Annotated in this window: 17 protein-coding genes; 10 read left to right on the top strand and 7 right to left on the bottom strand. The window is 65.9% G+C overall.

From position 1 onward, the window contains the following. Nucleotides 1-165 precede the first annotated feature (165 nt). Together AKG11_RS05750 and AKG11_RS05745 are read left to right on the top strand one after the other, a co-directional pair. Complete coding sequence (locus AKG11_RS05750; RefSeq protein WP_050743234.1) at nt 166-2,346, top strand: OmpA family protein; 2,181 nt, start codon at nt 166-168, stop codon at nt 2,344-2,346. Between the two features lie 184 nt (nt 2,347-2,530). Further along, nucleotides 2,531-4,693: an OmpA family protein gene (locus AKG11_RS05745; protein WP_082342345.1), complete on the top strand. Its 2,163-nt coding sequence runs from the start codon at nt 2,531-2,533 to the stop codon at nt 4,691-4,693. Nucleotides 4,694-4,748: 55 nt separating this feature from the next. Here the strand turns inward: AKG11_RS05745 and AKG11_RS05740 are convergent, their stop codons facing one another. From AKG11_RS05740 to AKG11_RS05725, 4 genes are all read right to left on the bottom strand, one after another. Further along, nucleotides 4,749-5,501: an aminoacyl--tRNA ligase-related protein gene (locus tag AKG11_RS05740; RefSeq protein WP_050743232.1), complete on the bottom strand. Its 753-nt coding sequence runs from the start codon at nt 5,499-5,501 to the stop codon at nt 4,749-4,751. Nucleotides 5,502-5,719: 218 nt separating this feature from the next. After that, entirely contained in the window at nt 5,720-6,244 is a 525-nt protein-coding gene (gene mobB, locus AKG11_RS05735) for a molybdopterin-guanine dinucleotide biosynthesis protein B (protein ID WP_050743231.1), read from the bottom strand. Next, a complete protein-coding gene (mobA, locus tag AKG11_RS05730; protein ID WP_023516027.1) occupies nt 6,241-6,876 on the bottom strand; it encodes a molybdenum cofactor guanylyltransferase MobA in 636 nt (211 codons plus the stop codon). Before mobA ends, mobB begins: the two co-directional genes overlap by 4 nt. Nucleotides 6,877-6,996: 120 nt before the next feature. Then, the gene (locus AKG11_RS05725; RefSeq protein WP_050743230.1) at nt 6,997-7,905 is read right to left on the bottom strand and encodes a DMT family transporter; all 909 of its coding nucleotides are present in this window, start codon (nt 7,903-7,905) and stop codon (nt 6,997-6,999) included. Here AKG11_RS05725 and AKG11_RS34425 point away from each other — a divergent pair. Both AKG11_RS34425 and AKG11_RS05720 read left to right on the top strand, forming a co-directional pair. Then, nucleotides 7,904-8,062 (top strand): hypothetical protein, encoded by a 159-nt coding sequence (locus AKG11_RS34425; RefSeq protein ID WP_156334070.1) that lies wholly within the window; start codon nt 7,904-7,906, stop codon nt 8,060-8,062. The genes AKG11_RS05725 and AKG11_RS34425 overlap by 2 nt on opposite strands. Nucleotides 8,063-8,293: 231 nt before the next feature. Continuing rightward, nucleotides 8,294-10,837, top strand: coding sequence for a methyl-accepting chemotaxis protein (locus AKG11_RS05720; RefSeq protein WP_050743229.1), 2,544 nt, complete (start codon nt 8,294-8,296; stop codon nt 10,835-10,837). A gap of 1,011 nt (nt 10,838-11,848) precedes the next feature. Here AKG11_RS05720 and AKG11_RS05715 read toward each other — a convergent pair. Together AKG11_RS05715 and moaA are read right to left on the bottom strand one after the other, a co-directional pair. Further along, entirely contained in the window at nt 11,849-12,499 is a 651-nt protein-coding gene (locus AKG11_RS05715) for a DUF1176 domain-containing protein (RefSeq protein WP_156334069.1), read from the bottom strand. Nucleotides 12,500-12,522: 23 nt separating this feature from the next. Further along, nucleotides 12,523-13,509 (bottom strand): GTP 3',8-cyclase MoaA, encoded by a 987-nt coding sequence (gene moaA, locus AKG11_RS05710; protein ID WP_088016467.1) that lies wholly within the window; start codon nt 13,507-13,509, stop codon nt 12,523-12,525. A 200-nt stretch (nt 13,510-13,709) separates the two neighbouring features. On the opposite strand from moaA, the gene AKG11_RS05705 reads away from it, so the two are divergent. The 4 genes from AKG11_RS05705 to AKG11_RS05690 all read left to right on the top strand — a co-directional run bounded on the left by AKG11_RS05705 (nt 13,710) and on the right by AKG11_RS05690 (nt 17,837). Next, nucleotides 13,710-14,084, top strand: coding sequence for a gamma-butyrobetaine hydroxylase family protein (locus tag AKG11_RS05705; RefSeq protein ID WP_024269945.1), 375 nt, complete (start codon nt 13,710-13,712; stop codon nt 14,082-14,084). A gap of 57 nt (nt 14,085-14,141) precedes the next feature. Beyond that, nucleotides 14,142-15,968 (top strand): monovalent cation:proton antiporter-2 (CPA2) family protein, encoded by a 1,827-nt coding sequence (locus AKG11_RS05700; protein ID WP_050743227.1) that lies wholly within the window; start codon nt 14,142-14,144, stop codon nt 15,966-15,968. Nucleotides 15,969-16,041: 73 nt separating this feature from the next. Then, on the top strand, nt 16,042-16,608 hold the full coding sequence (locus AKG11_RS05695; protein ID WP_023516543.1) for a TMEM175 family protein: 567 nt from the start codon (nt 16,042-16,044) through the stop codon (nt 16,606-16,608). A gap of 17 nt (nt 16,609-16,625) precedes the next feature. Continuing rightward, complete coding sequence (locus AKG11_RS05690; protein WP_023516544.1) at nt 16,626-17,837, top strand: low temperature requirement protein A; 1,212 nt, start codon at nt 16,626-16,628, stop codon at nt 17,835-17,837. Here the strand turns inward: AKG11_RS05690 and AKG11_RS05685 are convergent. Then, nucleotides 17,834-18,304, bottom strand: a complete 471-nt coding sequence (locus tag AKG11_RS05685; RefSeq protein WP_050743226.1) for a MarR family winged helix-turn-helix transcriptional regulator — start codon at nt 18,302-18,304, stop codon at nt 17,834-17,836. The two genes, AKG11_RS05690 and AKG11_RS05685, sit on opposite strands and share 4 nt — an antisense overlap. A gap of 48 nt (nt 18,305-18,352) precedes the next feature. Between AKG11_RS05685 and AKG11_RS05680 the strand changes: the two genes are divergently transcribed. Together AKG11_RS05680 and AKG11_RS05675 are read left to right on the top strand one after the other, a co-directional pair. Next, complete coding sequence (locus tag AKG11_RS05680; RefSeq protein WP_050743225.1) at nt 18,353-19,261, top strand: alpha/beta hydrolase; 909 nt, start codon at nt 18,353-18,355, stop codon at nt 19,259-19,261. 73 nt (nt 19,262-19,334) lie between these two features. Continuing rightward, nucleotides 19,335-19,943 carry a pyridoxamine 5'-phosphate oxidase family protein gene (locus tag AKG11_RS05675; protein ID WP_050743224.1) on the top strand — a complete coding sequence of 203 codons (609 nt, stop codon included), beginning with the start codon at nt 19,335-19,337 and terminating at the stop codon, nt 19,941-19,943. The last annotated feature ends 18 nt before the right edge of the window (nt 19,944-19,961 follow it).

Here is a 19,961-nt window from a genome sequence, read left to right as displayed (position 1 = left end):
CAGGGCTGCGCACGCGGCCTATCTCGCGTCGCAACGGACGCCGTTCAGGCGGGGTTAAGGCGGCGAATGCCAGACCTTTGAAGGATTGTGACGGGGACGTAAACGGCCGGAAGGGCCGGGCGTCCCTCTCTTGAGAATAAGACGGGACACCGTGAGGACAAAACGATGACTTTCCGCTCCAGACTTTTTGCAACCGTGGCGCTGCCGGTCCTGTCGACCGCGCTGATTGCGACGCCGACGCTGGCCGATGCCCTGATGAAGCCGTTCGAGGTTGCCCAGGAAAGCACCGGCGAAAGCCAGCCGAGCGAAGAAGAACTGCTGCTCCAGCAACAGCAACAGCAGCAGGACGACGAGGCACAGCGCGCTGCCGAGGACGAGCAGCAGCGCCAGGCCGAGGAACAGAAGGCCGCTGAAGAGGCCGAGAGGGCCGCGGCCGAGCAGCAGGCGGCCGAGGAAGAAGCCCAGCGTGCCGCCGCGGAAGCCGAGCAGCGCCAGGCCGAGGAACAGAAGGCCGCTGAAGAGGCCGAGAGGGCCGCGGCGGAGCAGAAGGCGGCTGAAGACGACGCGCAGCGCGCTGCTGCGGAAGAGGAGCAGCGCCAGGCCGAGGAACAGAAGGCCGCGGAAGAGGCCGAGAGGGCCGCGGCGGAGCAGAAGGCGGCTGAAGACGAAGCGCAGCGCGCTGCTGCGGAAGAAGAGCAGCGCCAGGCCGAGGAACAGAAGGCCGCCGAAGACGCGGAGAAGGCCGCAGCCGATCAGAAGGCGGCTGAAGACGAAGCGCAACGGGCGGCCGCCGAGGCGGAGGCGCAGCGGCAGGCGGACGAACAGAAGGCCGCCGAAGAGCAGAAAGCTTTGGATGAACAGAAGCCGGCCACTGAGGAACAGGCTGAACAGCCCGTGCAGCAGCAGGATGGCGGCACGTCGGAGACGACGGCCGGCGAAAGCGAGCAGCCGGCAGTGGGCGAGGGTGAGCAGCCGGCGGTTGCCGGCGAGGAAAGCCCGGCGGATACCGGCACGGACCAGCCCGCCACGGCCGAGACCGGCGAGACGCCGGTAACCGAGCCGGTGCCCGAGGTTGTCGACACGATGACCGAGGCGGAAAAACAGGAAATCGCCGAGGATCCGGCCAAGACCGACGAGACCGTCGTTCTGCCCGTCGAAAACGGGGCTGCTGTGCTCGACAGCGACAAGGACGCCGACAATGCCGGTGGCCAGGAGAGCCGCGAGCAGCGTCGCAAGAAGCGCGAGGAACTGCGCGCGCAGGAAGAGGACGTGCCGGTTCCCGAAACCGACGACGCTGCCCAGGCGACGATCTCCGAAGAGATGCGCGAGGCCGTGCCCGGCAGGATCGAGGCGGCGATCAAGGAAGAAGGCAAGCGCGCGAAGGAGGCGCCCGACTTCGCCGTGCCGGAGACGACCAACATCATCAACAACACCGTGATCAACAACACGATCATCAACAACAACACCGTCAACAACACGACGATCGACAACAGCGTCACCGAGGTGAACATCGTCGAGCGCGTCGAGAATCGCACGGTGCTGGAGGTCGGCGACCAGCTGATCGTGCGCGGTGACGATCGCCCGCGCCTGCGGCGTGATTCGGAGGAGGTCTATTACGACAACCTCGCCCGGGGCCGCGTGCGTGAGACGATCGTGCGTCCGGGCGGCGTCGAGATCGTGACGATCTACAACCGTTACGGCGATATCATCCAGCGGTCGCGCGTCGGCCGGGACGGGCGGGAATACATTCTCGTCTATGCGCCGGAGCTTGAGGACGATTCGCCGCGGCCGGGCCTCGTCGACGTCGGTTACGAGCTGCCGCCGATGCGCCTGCGCATTCCCGTCAGCGACTACATCATCGACACGTCGAGCAATCCGGACCGGGATTATTACGACTTCCTCGCCGAGCCGCCGGTCGAACGCGTCGAGCGGGTCTACACGATCGACGAGGTGAAACATTCCGCCCGCCTGCGCGACAAGGTACGCCGTATCGACCTCGACACGATCACCTTCGCCACCGGCAGCGCCGACGTGCCGATGTCGCAGGCCCGCACATTGCGGTCCGTCGCCGAGGCCATGCAGAAGGTTCTGGACAAGGATCCGGGCGAGACCTTCCTGATCGAGGGCCATACGGATGCCGTGGGGTCCGACAAGTCCAACCTCGTCCTTTCGGACGAACGGGCCGAATCGGTCGCCAGCCTCCTGACGGATGTCTATGGCATTCCGCCGGAAAACCTGCAGACGCAGGGCTATGGCGAGCGCTTCCTGAAGGTGAAGACGCAGGTCGCCGAACAGCAGAACCGCCGCGTCACCACGCTGGTGCGCCCCATGGCGCGGGCGAACTGATCGTATCTTCATGCGTTTAGGCAAGGACCGCCGGTAGCCGCCGGCGGTCCTTGTGCATTCAGCGCGAATTCATCTGCCATGAATTAGCGTCTGATATCGACGGCGGGCGGCTTGCGCGGAAACACAAATTCGCCCCAAACCCTGATGCAATAGCGTCCGAACGCTGGCAAACGAGGAAACGCCAATGCTTAAGAGAACAAGACTTCTGGCAACGGTGGCCCTGCCCATCGCTTCGCTGTCGTTTATCTGGCAGCCGGTCGAGGCCGCCATGATGCGGCCGGTGCTGCCGCTCGTCGAAAAATCCGATGTGACGGTGGTGCAGTCCGAGGAAGAGGAACTCATCCGCAAGAAGCGCAATCGCGAGGAGCAGGGAGGCGGTGAAGAGCGCCCGCGCAACCGCGAGCGGAACAACCGCGATGCCGACGGTCAGGGTGAGGAACGCCGCGAGCGCCGCAAAGAGGAGCGCCGCCAGGAAGAGGGCGGGCAGAATTCCCGCGAGGAGCGCCGCCAGCGCCAGCGCGACGCGGAACGCCAGCAGGAAGAACAGCAGCCGAACCGCGAGGAACGCCGCAAGAAGCAGCGTGAGACCGAGGGCGAAGGTCAGCCGCAGCAGGACCGTCAGAAGGCGCGCGAAGAGCGCCGCCAGCGCCAGCGCGATGCCGAACGCCAGCAGGAAGAGCAGCAGCAGAACCGCGAGGAGCGCCGCAAGAAGCAGCGTGAAGCCGAGGGCGAAGGCCAGCAGCAGCAGGATCGCCAGAAGGCGCGCGAAGAGCGCCGTCAGCGTCGGCGCGATGCCGAACGCCAGCAGGAAGAACAGCAGCAGAACCGCGAGGAGCGCCGCAAGAAGCAGCGCGAGGCCGAGGGCGAGGACCAGCAACAGCAGGACCGCCAGAAGGCGCGCGAGGAACGCCGCCAGCGTCAGCGCGATGCCGAACGCCAGCAGGAAGAGCAGCAGCAGAACCGCGAGGAGCGCCGCAAGAAGCAGCGTGAAGCCGAGAGCGAGGACCAGCAGCAGCAGGATCGCCAGAAGGCGCGCGAAGAGCGCCGCCGGCGCGAGGCGGATACGGACCAGCAGCAGGAAGGGCGCGAAAAGACCCGCGAGGAACGTCGTGAGGAGCGCAAGCGCGAGGCCGAGCGGGAGCGCAAGCGTCCGGACGAGACCGCGGGGCGTCCGCGCCGCGAGCGCGACAAGGACCGTGAGCGCATCGCCCGCGACCCGTCGCGCACCACCGAGACGATCGAGCTGCCGTTCATCGACGGCGCTGCCGTTCTCGACAGCGACAAGGACTGGGACAACCGCCGTGACCGCTCGCGCGAGGAATTGCGCCGCGAACGCGAGGAGAAGCGTCGCGACGTGCGCGTGCGCGTTCCCGAATCCGACCGCGATGCGCAGGTCGGATGGGAAGGCCGCGATCGTATCCGCTACGAATCGGGCGACCGTGAACGCGGCGAGCGCCGTGACCGCCGGCCGCGCTACGAGGATCGCGACGGCTGGCGCGTCGAGCGCGAGGTCGACGACCGCTTCGTGATCAATTTCGGTGACAGGATCATCGTTCGGTCCGACGATGGCCGCCGCCTGTCGCGCCGCGCCACGGAAACCTATTACGAGGACCTGCCGAACGGCCGCGTGCGCGAGGTCATCGAGCGGCCGAACGGCGACCGCGTCGTCACCATCCGCAACCGCTACGGCGAAATCATCCAGCGTTCGCGTATCGACGGCGACGGCCGGGAATATGTGATGTTCTATGCGCCGGAAATCGACCGCGACAGCCGGCCGACCTTCGTCGATCCCGGCGAGCGGCTGCCGCCGATGCGCCTGACGATCCCGGTCGATGAATACATCATCGACACGTCCGCCGAAGACCGCGCCGACTATCGCGACTTCCTGGAGCGGCCGCCGGTCGAGCCGGTCGAGCGTGTCTACACGCTGGACGAGGTGAAGTACTCGGCTCGTATCCGTGACAAGGTGCGCCGCATCGACCTCGATACGATCACCTTCGCGACGGGGTCAGCGGACATCTCGATGAACCAGGCGTCCACGTTGCGCAAGGTGGCCGAGGCGATGAACGAGATCCTCGACAAGGATCCCGGCGAGACCTTCCTGATCGAGGGCCATACGGATGCCGTCGGTTCGGACGAATCGAACCTGGTGCTCTCGGACGAGCGCGCCGAGGCCGTCGCCAACATCCTGACCGACGTCTATGACATCCCGCCGGAGAACCTTGCCACGCAGGGCTATGGCGAGCGCTTCCTGAAGATCGACACGGACGCCGCCGAACAGCTCAACCGCCGGGTCACCATCCGCCGCGTCACACCGCTGGTGAAGCCGGTGGCGATGGCCGAGTGATCGACCACGCCTCGAACAAAGAAAGGCCGCGGATCCCTCCGCGGCCTTTTTCATTTCACACACGTTCGGTGGCGAGCGACCAGTTGTAGACGCAGCGGTCGAGGCCGATGGCGATTTCCAGCACGCGGACCTCGTGTTCGTGTACTTCACCCTTCCTCGTCTGGGTGCGATAACGCACCGGGAAATCGGTGCGCCGCGAGATCGAGCAGACCTCCATCCACTTGTCGCCGTTGTCGACCTCGACATCCATGGTGGTCTCGGAATAGGCGGGCAGCCGGTCCGAGGGCACGATCCGCGTCGGCAGATGGATGAGCGCGGCAATCATGCGGCGGACCGGCTCTAGCGCTGCGGCATGATAGTCGTTGCCGGTGTCGGCCGAGTAGGCACACTGGAATTCGAGCTGCCAGAACTCCTTCAGCCGCATGTGCTTCGTCGCCTGGTCCTGCTCGCGCCGGTACGACCGACCGGCCTGCCAGACGCAGAGCGGCAGGCGCGTGCCGGTATGGGTCGTCAGGAGGTGCTGCATGTAGGGGTAGGTCGACGGCGTGGTCTCCGGCCGCAGAACCAGCTCGGTCTCGCCGGTCGCCAGCCGTTCCTGCACCCAGATATCGGCATTGGAATAGGCGTCGGATATCAGCGCCCGCGGCGTCAGCACGGGGGCCTCCACGCGGCGCATGTCCCAGGCGGGATTGACGGACCGCAGGAAGCTGCGCACCTCGCCGGAGAAGAAGCGGACCATCTGGTCGCGCAGCTCGATGTCGCGCTCTTCCCAATGGACGAGCGCATTCACGTTAAAAAGATTGAGCACGGTGCCTGTCTCCCTGGCATCGTTGAAGGAAGCTGTTGGGGGGCTTTACGTCCAGCCGGTCGCCGGACGCGTGCAGCGATCCGGTCGTTACGACTGGACGCGGAGACCTCGGCCGTTGGCGCGCAGAACGGCGACCTGCGGGCAGGTGCGGAGACGTTCGGCAAGGGGCGCGCGTGCGGTGCTCATGGCAACGCATCTAAGGGCAGCGGCAAAAATTGTCAAACGGCGGGCGGAACGGGCAACCCGGTCACAGTGACGACGAAATCGGCGATGGTCGCGGTGTCGTCGAGGTCGAAGACGGGCAGGGCCGTGTCTGTGACGGGATGATCGGCGGCGATGGCGGCAATGTGAGGGTCTTCGGGGGCGAGCGGCATGCGGTTGGCGGCCTCCAGCCGCCGGGCCTCGATCTTGGGGATCGGCTCGCGCTTGTACCCCTCGATCAGCACGAGGTCGCAGGGCGCAAGGCGCGCGAGGATTTCCTCGAAGCTCGGCTCAGGAGCGCCGCGCAGCTCGTGCATGATGGCATAGCGCGTGCCGGAAACGATGGTGACCTCGTGCGCGCCGGCCTGGCGGTGGCGGTAGCTGTCGGCGCCGACCTTGTCGATGTCGAAGTCGTGGTGGGCGTGCTTGATGGTGGAGACGCGGTAGCCGCGGGCGACGAGCTCGCTCACCAGGCGCACGGCAAGGCCGGTCTTGCCGGAGTTCTTCCATCCGGCAATCCCGAAGATCTTCGGTCGTGTCATCGTTCCAGCACCCAGAGCCAGTTTTCCGCCTCGTCGAGATCGTCGGGCGTATTGATGTTGAAGAAGGGATCGAACTCGCCGCGCGAGGTCTCGAGCAGCGGAAAGGTGATTTCGCGGGCCTGGTGGCGCTCGAGGTAACTGCGCACGCGCAGCGCCCCGCCGCCGGCCAGCCATTCGCCGAGATCCTCGGCAAGCGTCACCGGCCAGAGGGCGAAGACGGGGTGGAGACCGCTGACGGAGCGGGCGACCGCCATGCGCTCCGGCGTGTCGATGACGCGCGACAGGCGCGCGACGAGATCGGTCGGGAAGAAGGGGCTGTCCGTCGGTACGGTGGCGACGTGGCTCGCCTCGGGATGATGACGCCGCGCATAGTCGAGCGCGGCGAGCACGCCGCCGAGCGGTCCGGCGCGGGCGGCATCGAGGTCGGCGAAGACCGGCAGCTCCTCGCCGCGTTCGAAGAGCACCGGGCCATTGGCATTGACGGCGATGGCCGAGACCTGCGGCCGGAGGCGCCGCGCCGCACGGTCGATGAGAGCCGTGCCGCCGAGGCGGATGCGCGCCTTGTCCTGGCCCATGCGGGAGGAAAGGCCGCCGGCAAGGATCACTCCCACTATCGCATGCGTTGCTGTCATCTCGCTTCCATCGGAAGGTCTTTCCGTCTTCGTCTAGAGTATTTTGCCGCCGGGCGTAATCACCTTACCGTGCGCACCCGCGGCACAAACGACCAGATGGAGTGACGGCGCGCAAGCCTGTCAGGGGGATTCCGGCTTCGATTCCTGCGCCACGGCCTCCGCGTCCCGTCGGCGGTTCTCCCGATAGAAGGTGTAGAGGCCGGAGGCGACGATGATGAGGACGCCGACGGTCATCCAGAAATCCGGCACTTCGCCGAAGAACAGGAAGCCGATGGCGATCGCCCAGATGAGGCTCGTATAGCGGAAGGGCGCGATGAAGGAGATCTCGTCCGTGCGCATGGCGATGACGATGGTCTGGTAGCCAACGAGCAGCAGCACGCTGGCTGCGGCAAGACGGGTGAAAGCCTCGCCGGAAACCGGCTGCCAGCCGCCCAGCGGCACGATCATCACGGCGCCGGTGACGGTGATCGACACCGCCGTGATGACGCTGATGAAGAGCGTCGGCACGGACGGGTCGATCTGCCGGGTACAGAGGTCGCGTGCCGCCGCGCCGACAACCGAGGCGATGACATAGACGGCGGCGAGCGAAAAACCCTCCGGGCCGGGGCGGATGACGATAAGCACGCCGACGAAGCCTGCGACGATGGCCAGCCACCGCCGCCAGCCGACCTTTTCGCCGAGGAACAGCGCTGCGCCGAGCGTGACGGCGAGCGGCAGGGCCTGGAGGATCGAGGCCGTATTGGCAAGCGGCATGGCGCCGAGCGCCGAGACATAGGCGAGCGAGGCTAGGATTTCGGCGGCGATGCGCAGGGCGACAGCCGGCTGCAGCACGACCCGCCAGGAACCGAGCGCGCCCATCCAGCGGGCGATGGCGACGACGAGTAGTGTGGTCATCAGGCCGCGTACGAAAAGGATCTGGCCGGTGTTCATGCCGCCGGTGACGGACTTGACGAGTGCGTCGTTGCAGGTGAAGCCGACCATGGCGATGGCCATGAACAGGGCACCCTTGGCGTTGGCGGAGGCGGTCATGCGGATGATTCCAAGCGTGTCTTTCTCCTTCTTAGGCACAATGCCCACCGCATTCCATCACCCCGGCGGTTGGAACAAACGGGGTGGTTGCCGCATCGAGCGGCAATTGCGCGAAATCCGGGCAGAAAAGTATGATGATTCCGGCGCAAAGGCTTGAATTCCTGCCGCTTTACCGAAGGATTTCATTAAGCTTCCCCACCTATCGTTGCGTCATCCCAATGAGCGATCGCATGATGCGACGGGTGGGGGCGCGCCGCCTGATGCAAGGCCGGCCGATGCCCCGATATCGGATACCGGCCGCGCTCCGACAACGAGCCTGAGCGGCCGTTTCGGCTTTGAGGAACACCCGACGGGATCTTGGTCGTCATAAAAAAACGTCGGGGAACCCATGTCCTTCATCGACCGCCTGCTCCAGCAGCGCCGCATCGTCACCAAGGTGCTGCTGTTCGTCATTCCTCTCGTCGCGCTGATCGCGGGCATCGGCCTTGTCGGTTATTTCACCGCGAGCACGCTGAACGGTCACATGACGGTGACGCGCGAGACGATCAACAGCCTGTCGCATTTCCAGAACCTGCGCACCGGATTGCAGGACTTCGTCGACAAGCCGGGCGAGGCGACGCGCACGGCGCTCGGCGAACGCATCGACGAACAGGAGGCCGGCATCAACGATCTCGACGCCCTTCTGCCCGATGCGGCCGAGAAGACGAAGATCGCGTCCGTCGTGGCACTGGCCGGCACCATGCGCGGGCAGAGCGAAACGCTCTGGTCGATCGACCAGAAGCGCAACGCCGTGACGGCGGGTCTGGAAGAGGCGCTGGCGGCGATGGCCAAGGACGGTGCCTTCGCCGAAAAGCAGATCGGCGTCATCCGCAACGAATCGGGCGAGAAGGAAGCCTTTGCCAAGGCGCTGCTGTTCGACGCCGCGGCCTATCAGGGGCTTGCCGAGCGCATCGGCAAGTTCCGCAAGCCCGTCGCGCTGGCTATGAAGGCGGAGGACAAGGTCAAGGCGGCCGAGACCTACCTGCCGCAGCTCCTCAAGCAGCTCGCCGAATCCAAGGCGATCGCCTCGCCGAAGGCGCTGGAGCAGATCAAGCCCTTCGAGGCGGAGGTCGCCAAGGTCAAGGACATCCTTGCCGGCAGCGACGACGTGGAGGCCAAGAAGACGAAGTTCGTGCCCGTCCTGACCAAGCTTGCCAAGTTCGATGCCGACTTCCTCAAGGAGGCCGGCAAGAACTCCGACACGGCGGCGAAGCGTTTCGTCGGCATGGATGCGGAGATCGTGCTCCTGAAGACGTTGATCACGCTGATGGGCGATACGTTCAAGGGTATCGACGAGACACGCCTGCACATCAGCGAGCTGCACCGCAAGCTCGATCAGCCGAGCCGCGATGCCGTGCTGGCGGATGTGAAGGCCGTTGCCGGCAGCGCCGCCGAACTTGCCAAACTCGGCACGAAGAACGCCGCCCTGCGCGATCTCGCGCAGAAGCTCGCCCCGTCGCTTGCAAGGATCGAGCAAGGCACCCAGGATCTCATCTCGGTCGGCGAGACATGGCAGGCCGCGCGCGTCGCCGCCTACGCCTCCGTCGCCGATGCCAGCCAGACACTGGAACAGTTCGTCTCCAGCGCCCAGGAGGCGGGCAAGACGGACAGCCAGCGTTCGGCCAATGTCTCGATCATCGCCATGGTCGCCGGCACGCTGCTCGCCATCATCGGCGGCCTGATGCTGGTGGAAACGCTGCGCGGGCCGCTGAAGCGGGTGACGGAAGCCATGTCGCGGCTGGCGAGCGGCGACCTCGACATCAGCATCGACGGCCGCAACCGCGGCGACGAGATCGGCGACATGGTCCGCTCGGTCGCCGTCTTCCGCGATGCGGCGCGGGAAAACGTCCGGCTGGAGCAGGAGGCCGAGGCCCAGCGCCAGATGACGGCCGAGGAGCAGGCCCGCCGGGCCAGCGAACAGGCCCGCATCGAGGCGGAGCAGACCGAAGCGCTCACCGCGCTTTCCGACGTGCTTGGCCAGCTGGCCGCCGGCAATCTCGAAGAGAGCATGACGGAAGCGCTCGCGGCCGAATATGTCGCGATGGCGCGCACCTACAACAACGCCGTCGAGGCGCTGCGCGTGACCCTGTCGGACGTGCGGGCGACGACGATGGAGATCAATGGCGGCACGGGCAACCTTGCCACCTCCGCCGACGATCTCGCCCGCCGTACCGAACAGCAGGCGGCGGCGCTGGAGGAAAGCTCGCGGGCGCTGCGCCAGCTCACCGACATCGTGCGTTCGACGGCCGAAAGCGCCCAGAAGACTGCGGTGTCCGTCGACGAGACGCACAGCTATGCCCGGCGCTCCGGTGAGGTTGTGGCCAAGGCCGTGGACGCCATGGGCGAGATCAACCGGTCGTCGGAGAAGATCAGCACGATCATCGGCGTCATCGACGAAATCGCCTTCCAGACGAACCTCCTGGCGCTCAATGCCGGCGTCGAAGCGGCGCGAGCGGGTGAGGCAGGTCGCGGCTTTGCCGTCGTCGCGCAGGAGGTTCGCGAGCTAGCCCAGCGTTGTGCCGGCGCCGCCCGTGAAATCAAGGGCTTGATCTCCGACAGTTCGGCACAGGTGCGCAACGGCGTTGCCCTCGTCACCGAGACCGGCGAGGCGCTGACGGTCATCAACGAGCATATCTCCTCGATCCACGCGCTGGTCGGCAAGATCGAGGCGGCCGCGGCCGCCCAGTACGACGGCATCAACGAGGTGAACCAGGCGGTGCACCAGGTTGAGCTCATCACGCAGCAGAACGCGGCGATGGTGGAGGAGAACACGGCCGAGATCCACGGCCTGCGTCACCGCGTCCAGGTGCTCAACCAGAAGATCGACCACTTCAAGACGCGCGACCTCGATACGCGGCAGGGCGGCTATTTCGGGCAGCACCACGCGGCTTGAAGACTGTTTGAAAGACGCGTCTCACGAGCATGGAGCGGCTGGGCAGGAGCCCGGCCGTTTTGTTGTGGGAAGAGAGATCTTGCCTACCCGTAGAGGCGGTGGCGTGCTTGCTGGATCCGGCGGCGCGGGCGTTGTTTTGCACCGACATCCACGCGGCGGTTTTCCGCCCGTGGTTTTTTCAAGGAGCATCGGACGGGGCGCTGGAAGGTGCCGCATCTGAAAGTAGTGTATGGCGCCTTTCAGCGCCCCGTTCAGCGGTTTTTGCCCGCAACTCCGGTCTCTCTGCAAAGGCCGGGACGATGGATGGTGTTCGCCGGTTTCCGGAAGGAGGCCGTTTCCGTTTTGTCATCCGCCATCGCGCGCCATGGCGATGGTGGACGGAAGGTTTTACCTTCCGGACGGTCTCATCCCGGCGGACGATGCCGACGCATCCGCCAGGCCGGCCCCCTTGTGTGCCGCACAGGCACGCCCGGCGCGCCGTTCGGGGCATGAAGCGGAAGGCTCGGTCCGACGCCCGCCGCTTCCCCCGTGTCGCCGGAGGGAGACCATTTTCCGCAGGCCCCTTGGGCGACGGCCTACGTCCGTCCCTCGCCAAAAGCGCCGACCCCGCCTCGCCACGACGCCTCGCGGTGTATCCGTGGCGGGATGGGGGATTGTAGGCACGAGTGAAGGAGGCGGGGAAAATGCGGGGGCGGGTTTTCGTGCAATTGGCGTTCATGGGATGGATGAGACAAGCGCTGCCGCCTGCGTTTACACACAACTCTTCTCCCGTCATACCGGACGTTATGCGGGGTCCCGCGGCGCCGCGTCTGCGGTGCGGAAGGGGGGGGGCGTCAGCGGGTTGGGCGAGTCTTCTAGCTGTGCGAACGCGCGTCGGCTGGACCCCGGATCACGTGCGCGGCGACGGGAGATCGATGGGAGGAGCGTCTCTTGGGCTGAGTAGGCCGCGCCCTTGATCCGGCATGGCGGAGGCGTTGGTGGCGGGTGCGCCGGAAATCGGAAGCGCCGCCGTTACTTGCCGGCTTCGTAGACCACATAGCTTTCCGGCACCGCAGGGTCCGGGTCGCCGTAGGTCGGGTCGAACTCGAAGCGGGTCAGCATGAAATTGCCGTTGCGGAAAACCCAGTCGCCGCTGTCCCAGGCATCGCCGATGCCGCGCCAGGCGGCGTGGCTGGTGATGGTGCGGGTCTTCTCGTTGAAGCTGGCATTGACCAGAAGGGTGGTGGCGCGGAAGCCGTTGATCTTCGGCTCGGCAGTCAGTCGGCTGTTTTCCTCGTTCGCATAGGCATAGGCAAGATCCGGCGTGGCGAAGGCGATGAGCTTCGGCGTGTCGGTGTCGCTTGTCTGCAGGACGAAAGCGTTGCGGATGTTGTAGGCGCCCGAGCCACAGAACAGCTGGTAGAGCGTGGCCTCGACACCGGGGCCGTTCGGGTCGTAGTCGGGTTTGTAGGTGAAACGGTAGAGGGCGTGTCCGAACCCTTCCGCCTCCGGTCCGACCATCGGCACCTCCTCCATGCCGTTCATGTCGCAATCCGCGCCAAGGGCGGCTTTGGTGATCGCCTCAGCGGCGGCGATGCCCTCCGGCCGCTCGGCGGCAAGGCCGAGGGAGGGAAGGGCGGCGGCAAGGAAAAGGGCGGGCAGGGCGGGCGGAAGGATTTTCACCAAAACCTCGCTTTCGGCGGGGATCAGCCGCCGGTGACGCTCATGTGACGGGCAACGGCCGGCCGGTTGCGGCGGTCGATGACGAAATCGTGGCCCTTCGGCTTGCGGGTGATCGCCTCGTCGATCGCCTGCGAGAGCAGGGCGTCGTCGTCGGAGGCCCGCAGCGGAAGGCGCAGATCGGCCGCATCGTTCTGGCCGAGGCACATGTAGAGCGTGCCGGTGCAGGTGAGGCGCACGCGGTTGCAGCTTTCGCAGAAATTGTGCGTCATCGGCGTGATGAAGCCGAGGCGGCCGCCGGTCTCGGCGACCGTGACATAGCGCGCCGGCCCGCCGGTTCTGTAGGCATTTTCCGTCAGGGTGAAGTCGCTCTCGAGGCGGGCGCGCATTTCCGACAGCGGCATGTAGCGGTCGGTGCGGTCTTCCTCGATCTCGCCCATCGGCATGGTCTCGATGAGGGTGAGGTCCATGCCGCGGCCGTGCGCCCAGCGCATCAGGTCGGGGATCTCGCGGTCGTTGAAATCCTTCAAGGCGACGGCGTTGATCTTGATGTGCAGGCCGGCGGCCTGCGCGGCGTCGATGCCCTCCAGAACCTTGGAAAGCTCGCCCCAGCGGGTGATGGTCCGGAACTTCTGCGCATCGAGCGTGTCGAGGGAAACGTTGATGCGGCGCACGCCGCAATCGGCAAGTTCGGCCGCGTGCCGGGCGAGCTGCGAGCCGTTGGTCGTCAGCGTCAGTTCGTCGAGGCGCCCGTCATGCACCTGGCGGCCGAGTTCGCGCACGAGATGCATGATGTTCTTGCGGACCAGGGGTTCGCCGCCGGTCAGCCGCAGTTTTCGCACACCCTTGGCGATGAAGGTGGAACAGAGCCGGTTCAGCTCTTCCAGCGTCAGGAGGTCCTTTTTGGGCAGGAAGGTCATGTTTTCCGCCATGCAATAGGTGCAGCGGAAATCGCAGCGGTCGGTCACCGATACGCGCAGATAGGTGATGGCGCGGCCGAAGGGATCGATCATCGGTGCGTCGGACTGCGCGATTAGGTTCGCGCCACCCAGCGGGCCTGCATACGAATTCAAGACACGTCCTCCATTGCCGACATGTCGTGCGCCGGAAGCGCAGCGTCAAGCCGGTCACGGGATTATGACAGCATTTTCCGCCTTGCGCATCCTTGATCTGGCGCATAGTCCTTCGCGAAAACAGACGGAAAGGAAACGGGATGAGCGATCTCTGGCCGACCGAACTGCGTGTGTCGAAGGACCGCCAGCGCCTCGTCGTGACCTTCAACGACGGTGCCAGCTTCGATCTTTCGGCCGAACTCCTGCGTGTGCTCTCGCCCTCGGCGGAGGTGCAGGGCCACGGGCCTGGCCAGAAGGTGACGGTACCGGGAAAACGCAATGTCGCGATCATCGCCATGACGCCGACCGGCAACTATGCCGTGCGCATCGGCTTCGACGACCTTCATGATACCGGTATCTACACGTGGTCCTATCTGCGGGAACTCGGGGAAAAAGGTGCGGAACTCTTCGCCGCTTATGAGCGTGAGCTTGCGGAGAAGGGCATGAACCGCGATATTTCGCAGAAACCGCGGTAACATATCGGACTGCCTGTCGAGGGTAGCGTCCACCCAGAAGCGAACGGGAGATGCCCCTTGGCAGCCGAAGCGAATGCAAATGATCTCACCCAGGTCGTCGTGCTGCTGGCGGCAGGCGTCGCGGCCGTGCCGATCTTCAAGAAGATCGGGCTCGGCTCGGTGCTCGGCTATCTCGCCGCGGGGCTCGCGATCGGCCCCTTCGGCCTCGGTTTCTTCGCCGATTCGCAGGCGATCATCCATGTCGCCGAACTCGGCGTGGTGATGTTCCTCTTCATCATCGGGCTGGAAATGCAGCCCTCCCGGCTCTGGGGCATGCGCAAGGACATCTTTGGGCTCGGCGCGATCCAGGTGATGGGCGCGATGGCGGCGCTGACCGGCATCGGCGTATCGCTGGGCTTTCCGCTCGTTCCTTCCTTCGTCGCCGGAACGGGCTTCGTCCTCACCTCCACCGCCATCGTCATGCAGATGCTGCAGGAGCGGGGCACGATGTCGACCCTGAAGGGGCAGCGCATCATCGCGATCCTGCTCTTCGAGGACCTTGCCATCGTGCCGCTGCTTGCCATCGTCACGCTGCTCGGCACGGGGGCGGCGGCGACGGATGCCTCCGACCGCTGGCTTTCCATCGGCATCGCCATCGGTGCCATCGTGGCGTTGGTGCTGGCCGGGCGCTACCTGCTCAATCCGCTCTTCCGGGTGCTCGCGGCCTCCGGCGCGCGCGAGGTGATGACGGCGGCGGCGCTGCTCGTCGTTCTCGGTTCGGCGCTCGCCATGCAGGTTTCCGGTCTTTCGATGGCCATGGGCGCGTTCCTGGCGGGGGTGTTGCTTTCCGAATCGAGTTTCCGTCATCAGCTTGAAGCCGACATCGAGCCGTTCCGCGGCATCCTGCTCGGCCTCTTCTTCCTCGGCGTCGGCATGGCGATCGACCTCGGCGTCATTGCCGCCAACTGGCAGCTCGTCGTGGCGAGCGTCGTCGGCTACATGGTCGCCAAAACCCTCTTGATCTATGTGGTCGCCCGGCTGCTCGGGACGTGCCATGCCGAAAGCCTGGAACGGGCCGTGCTGATGGCGCAGGGCGGCGAGTTTGCCTTCGTGCTCTACGCCGCCGCCGTTTCCGCCGGCATCTTCAACGGCGAGGAGAATGCCATGCTGACGGCGACGATCATCATCTCGATGATCCTGACGCCGCTGATGGTCATCCTGCACGATCGCATCGTGCCCAAACAGCAGCCGTCTACCGAGGGGCTGACGCTGCCGGAGAATGTCGAGGGCACGGTGCTGATGATCGGCTTCGGCCGCTTCGGCCAGATCGTCAGCCAGCCGCTGCTCGCCCGCGGCTACACGCTGTCGCTGATCGACAAGGATGCCGAGTTCGTGCGCGATGCCGCGGAGTTCGGCTTCAAGGTCTATTATGGCGACGGTGCGCGCATCGACATCCTGCACGCCGCCGGCGCGGCGACCGCCAGGGCGATCCTCATCTGCCTCGACGACAAGGCGGCGGCGGTGAAGATCGCCGAGGTGGTGCGCGAGGAATTCCCGCTCGTGCCGATCCTGGCGCGAGCCTACGACCGCGGCCATGCCGTCGACCTCGTCCATGCCGGCGTCGACTTCCAGATCCGCGAGACCTTCGAATCGGCGATGGTGTTCAGCCGCGAGACGTTGAAGGTTCTGGGCGAGGACGAGGACCTTGCCGCCGAGGTGGTGGAGGAGTTCCGCGACGTTGACCGCGAGCGGCTGGAGCTGGAAACGGTCGGCGGCATCTATGCCGGCCGCCAGCTCATCCGCGGCAACGCCCAGCCGGCCGACATCGTCGCGGCGCGCACCGGGCGCCAGCGTGCGGCGGCAGAGGAGGAACGCCAGCGCCACGAGCAGGAAGAGGCGGGCTGACGCCGAAAAATCCGCTGTAGCGACTCAGCGCAACTTGCTTCATGTCTAATAAAGACAGGGGTGTGAGGCGCGCGTGAACAAGGGACGGCTCGAAGCCTTCAGCGATGGCGTGATCGCCATCATCATCACAATCATGGTTCTGCAGCTCACCGTGCCGGCCGAGCCGACGCTGGCTGCCCTCATGCCATTGATGCCGGTCTTTCTCGGCTATCTCCTCAGCTTCGTCTATGTCGCGATCTACTGGAACAACCACCACCATCTCCTGACGGTGTGCGGCAATGCGAGCGGCGGCGTGTTGTGGGCGAACATGCACCTCCTGTTCTGGATGTCGCTCATTCCCTTCGTCACGGCCTGGATGGGCAACAATCCGGCCGCGCCGCTTCCGACCGCGCTCTATGGCGCGATCCTGCTGCTCTCCGCCGTCGCCTACGAGATCCTGCAGGTGCGCATCGTTGCCGTGCACCCCGATGCCGAGCGGCTGCGCGAGGCCTTCGGGCGCGATTTCAAGGGGCGCTTCTCGCCGCTCTTCTATCTCGCGGCGATCGGGCTTGCCTTTGTCTCGCCGGTGATTTCCCATGTCATCTATGCCGCGGTCGCGCTTCTGTGGATCGTGCCCGACCGGCGGATCGAGCGCCTGTAGAAAAAGGAACGCCAGCCATGACGGCGACGACCGACGACCGTTTCGCCAATTCCGCCTGCCTCAGGGCGCGCGGCACCGCCCAGGAAGGCAAGGTGGCCTTCGCCGAACTCTTCTTCGACCTCGTCTTCGTGCTGACGATCATCCAGCTTTCCCATTCGCTGGCGGCGCATTACTCGCTGCTCGGCCTCGTCGAGGCGGCGATGCTGACCATGGCCATCTGGTGGGTGTGGATCGACACGACCTGGGTGACGAACTGGCTCGATCCGGACAAGGCGCCGGTGCGCCTGTTGCTCTTCGTGCTGATGTTCCTCGGCCTGATGCTGTCGATCGCCATTCCGACGGCCTTCGGCGCGGGCGGGCTGCTCTTCGCTCTCGTCTTCGTCACCATGCAGGTCGGCCGCGCGGCCTTCACCGCCTATGTGATGCGACGCGAATGGCCGCAGAACAGCCTCAACTTCACGCGCATCACGATCTGGGCGGTGTTTTCCGGCGTGTTCTGGCTGGCGGGCGCCTTTGTCGAGGGCGAGGCACGGCTGGGACTGTGGCTGGTCGCGCTCGCTATCGAATATGCCTCTCCGGCGCTCGGCTTCGTCGTGCCCGGCCTCGGTCGCTCGACGGTGGGGGACTGGCAGGTTTCCGGCGAGCACATGGCGGAGCGCTGCGCGCTTTTCGTCATCATCTGCCTTGGCGAAACGATCCTCGTCACCGGGCGGACGGTTGCCGGCATGGAGCTGCTCGACGGCTTCACCATTCTCCTACTCGCCGTCGCGTTCCTCTCGACCGCCACCATGTGGTGGATCTATTTCCGCTTCGGCCATGGCGAGGCGGCGCATCTCATCGAGCATTCGGCGACGCCGGGCCGCATCGCGCGCATGGCCTTCACCTATGCCCATATCCCGATCGTCGCCGGCATCATCCTCTCGGCGGTGGCGGAGGAGTTCGCGCTTGCCCATCCGCATGGCGCGGTCGATTTCAAGACGGCGAGTGCGATCATCGGCGGGCCTGTGGTCTTCCTTGCAGGCAACATCTGGTTCAAGGCGGCGATCCGCGGCCGCTCGCCGCTGTCGCATATCGCCGGCAGCGCCGCGCTGCTTGCGCTCTCGGTGGCCGTACCCTTCGTCGAGCCCTACCAGCTCTTCATGGCCGCGGCCGCCGTCCTGTTCGGTGTCGCGCTCTGGGAGTTCCTGTCGCTGAAATCGACGCGGGCGGATCACGTCGCCACGGTCTAGACCGGGTCTTCCGGTTCCATCGTCTGAAGGATGCGGATGATGTCCTCCATCGCCTCGGCGACCTCCAGGCATCGCTCGGCCGGTGCCTGCGAGAGGGTGCGGTCGATGAGGCCGGTCTGCAGGGTCATCGCCTCCTCGGTCAGGCTGCGGCCGGTCTCCGTCAGCGACAGGCGCAGCACACGCTTGTCCTTGGCGTCGGCCCGCCGCTCGATCAGGCCGCGCTTTTCGAGCTGCGGCAGCAGCATGCTCATGTTGGAGCGGCCGACGAGCAGCTTGCGGGCGAGGTCCTGCTGGGAAATGCCGTCGAAGCGATAGAGATTGATCAGGATGTCGAGATGCGGCGGCTTGATGCCTAGATGGGCGATCGCCCGGCTCATCGCCTGCTGCATCAGCTGGCAGGCGCGCCCCACGCCGATCCAGCTGCGAAAGCGCGGATGATCCCAGGGGAAGGCTTGATTTTTGTTCATCGTTGTACTTTATTGTTCAGCATTGAACATCTTTTTTGGATTCCCACTATGGCATCCTTTGGCTTGAAGGTCATCCGGCTGGCGCTGTCCGGCGTCGCGAGGATTTCCCCCGATGCGGCCGGTCGCGCCGCCTTCCGCCTCTTTGCGACGACGCCCGGCCGCCGGCCGCGCACGGCGAAGGAGAAGGACCTTTTCGCGCGTTCGGCCGGCTGGATGCGGCAGGCCGAACGCGTGCCGCTCGCCTTTGCCGGTGGCCGGGCCGTGGCGCACCGTTTTGCCACGCGGCCATGCCAGAATTTTGCCGGCCGCGTTCTCGTGGTACACGGCTGGGGCTCGCGCGCGGCCTATCTTTCGGCGCTGACGGAGGCACTGGTCGCCGCCGGCCATGAGGTGGTGGCGCTCGACCTGCCGGGGCACGGCGCCTCGGGCGGGCGCACGCTGACGCTGCCGATGGCCGTCAGGGCGATCGACGCGGCGTGGCAGCGTTTCGGCGGCTTCGACTATTTTTGCGGGCATTCCTTCGGCGGGGCGTCGCTCGCCTGCGCGGCGAGCGGCCTCGTGCCGTCGGTGCCGGCGCACCGGCCGCGCCGGCTGGTGACCATCGGCTCGCCGAGCGAGATGACCTGGCTGTTCAAGGACCTTGGCCGTTTCCTGAAGCTCGGGCCGAAGGCGCAGGGCGCGCTGGAGAGCCATGTCGAGCGCATCGCCGGCGCGCCGCTTTCGGCCTTCGACGCGGCCAACGGCGCAGGCCGGCTGAAGTCTCCCATGCTCGTCCTTCATGCCGAGGACGACAAGGAGGTGCCGGCGCTGCATGCCCGGCGCTACGCCGCCTCCGGGCCGAATGTCACGCTCGAATGGGCGAACGGGTTCGGCCATCGCCGCATCGTCTCCGCCGAGCCTGTCATCGACCGGATCGTGCAGTTCCTTGCGGAGGATCGGGAGCGCATCGCCGCCTGACGGGCTTTTCGTCACGCGCCTGTCATGCAAGGGTGCGAAGCGCGGCAGCGGTCGCACAGCACAGGAGACAGGCATGAGCATCGTCACTTCGGTCGAGGAACTGAACGCGCTTTACGGGGTGCCGGGCGAAGCCTCGCTCGCCAAGGTGACGGACTATCTGCTGCCGGAGTACCGCATGATGATCGAGGCCTCGCCCTTCATGGCGCTTGCCACGGTCGGACCGGAGGGGCTCGATTGTTCGCCGCGCGGCGATGCCGGCGCCGTCATTCATATCGAGGACGAGCGTACCCTGATGCTGCCGGACTGGCGCGGCAACAACCGCATCGATTCGCTTTCCAACATCGTTCGTGACCCGCGTGTCGCGCTGATGTTCCTCATTCCCGGCTCCAACACGACGATGCGCCTCAACGGTCGCGCCGTGGTGCGCATTGACGCCGAGATCACCGGACGCTTCGTGATGGACGGCAAACACCCGCGCTCCGTCGTCGTCATCACCATCGACGAGGTCTATTCGCAATGCGCCCGCGCCGTGCTGCGCGCCGACCTCTGGAATCCGGAAAAACACCGCGATACGGCCTGCCTGCCGACGGTCGGGCAGATGCTCGCCTCGGCCAAGAAGGGCTTCGACGGCGCCGCCTACGACCGGGACTGGCCCGGCCGTGCCGCCACGTCCATGTGGTAGGCGTCGGCGAATATCCCG

The organism is Shinella sp. SUS2 (genome assembly GCF_001262505.1).
Lineage (GTDB): Bacteria > Pseudomonadota > Alphaproteobacteria > Rhizobiales > Rhizobiaceae > Shinella.
This window is presented reverse-complemented; position numbering and strand designations above follow the sequence as displayed.

Excerpts from the sequence above, each read along its gene's own strand:
- AKG11_RS05750 (WP_050743234.1), top strand. The coding sequence starts at position 166 with ATGACTTTCCGCTCCAGACTTTTTGCAACCGTGGCGCTGCCGGTCCTG.
- AKG11_RS05745 (WP_082342345.1), top strand. The coding sequence starts at position 2,531 with ATGCTTAAGAGAACAAGACTTCTGGCAACGGTGGCCCTGCCCATCGCT.
- mobB (WP_050743231.1), bottom strand. The coding sequence starts at position 6,244 with ATGACACGACCGAAGATCTTCGGGATTGCCGGATGGAAGAACTCCGGC.
- mobA (WP_023516027.1), bottom strand. The coding sequence starts at position 6,876 with ATGACAGCAACGCATGCGATAGTGGGAGTGATCCTTGCCGGCGGCCTT.
- AKG11_RS34425 (WP_156334070.1), top strand. The coding sequence starts at position 7,904 with ATGCGGATGATTCCAAGCGTGTCTTTCTCCTTCTTAGGCACAATGCCC.
- AKG11_RS05725 (WP_050743230.1), bottom strand. The coding sequence starts at position 7,905 with ATGACCGCCTCCGCCAACGCCAAGGGTGCCCTGTTCATGGCCATCGCC.
- AKG11_RS05720 (WP_050743229.1), top strand. The coding sequence starts at position 8,294 with ATGTCCTTCATCGACCGCCTGCTCCAGCAGCGCCGCATCGTCACCAAG.
- moaA (WP_088016467.1), bottom strand. The coding sequence starts at position 13,509 with ATGATCGATCCCTTCGGCCGCGCCATCACCTATCTGCGCGTATCGGTG.
- AKG11_RS05705 (WP_024269945.1), top strand. The coding sequence starts at position 13,710 with ATGAGCGATCTCTGGCCGACCGAACTGCGTGTGTCGAAGGACCGCCAG.
- AKG11_RS05690 (WP_023516544.1), top strand. The coding sequence starts at position 16,626 with ATGACGGCGACGACCGACGACCGTTTCGCCAATTCCGCCTGCCTCAGG.
- AKG11_RS05685 (WP_050743226.1), bottom strand. The coding sequence starts at position 18,304 with ATGAACAAAAATCAAGCCTTCCCCTGGGATCATCCGCGCTTTCGCAGC.
- AKG11_RS05680 (WP_050743225.1), top strand. The coding sequence starts at position 18,353 with ATGGCATCCTTTGGCTTGAAGGTCATCCGGCTGGCGCTGTCCGGCGTC.
- AKG11_RS05675 (WP_050743224.1), top strand. The coding sequence starts at position 19,335 with ATGAGCATCGTCACTTCGGTCGAGGAACTGAACGCGCTTTACGGGGTG.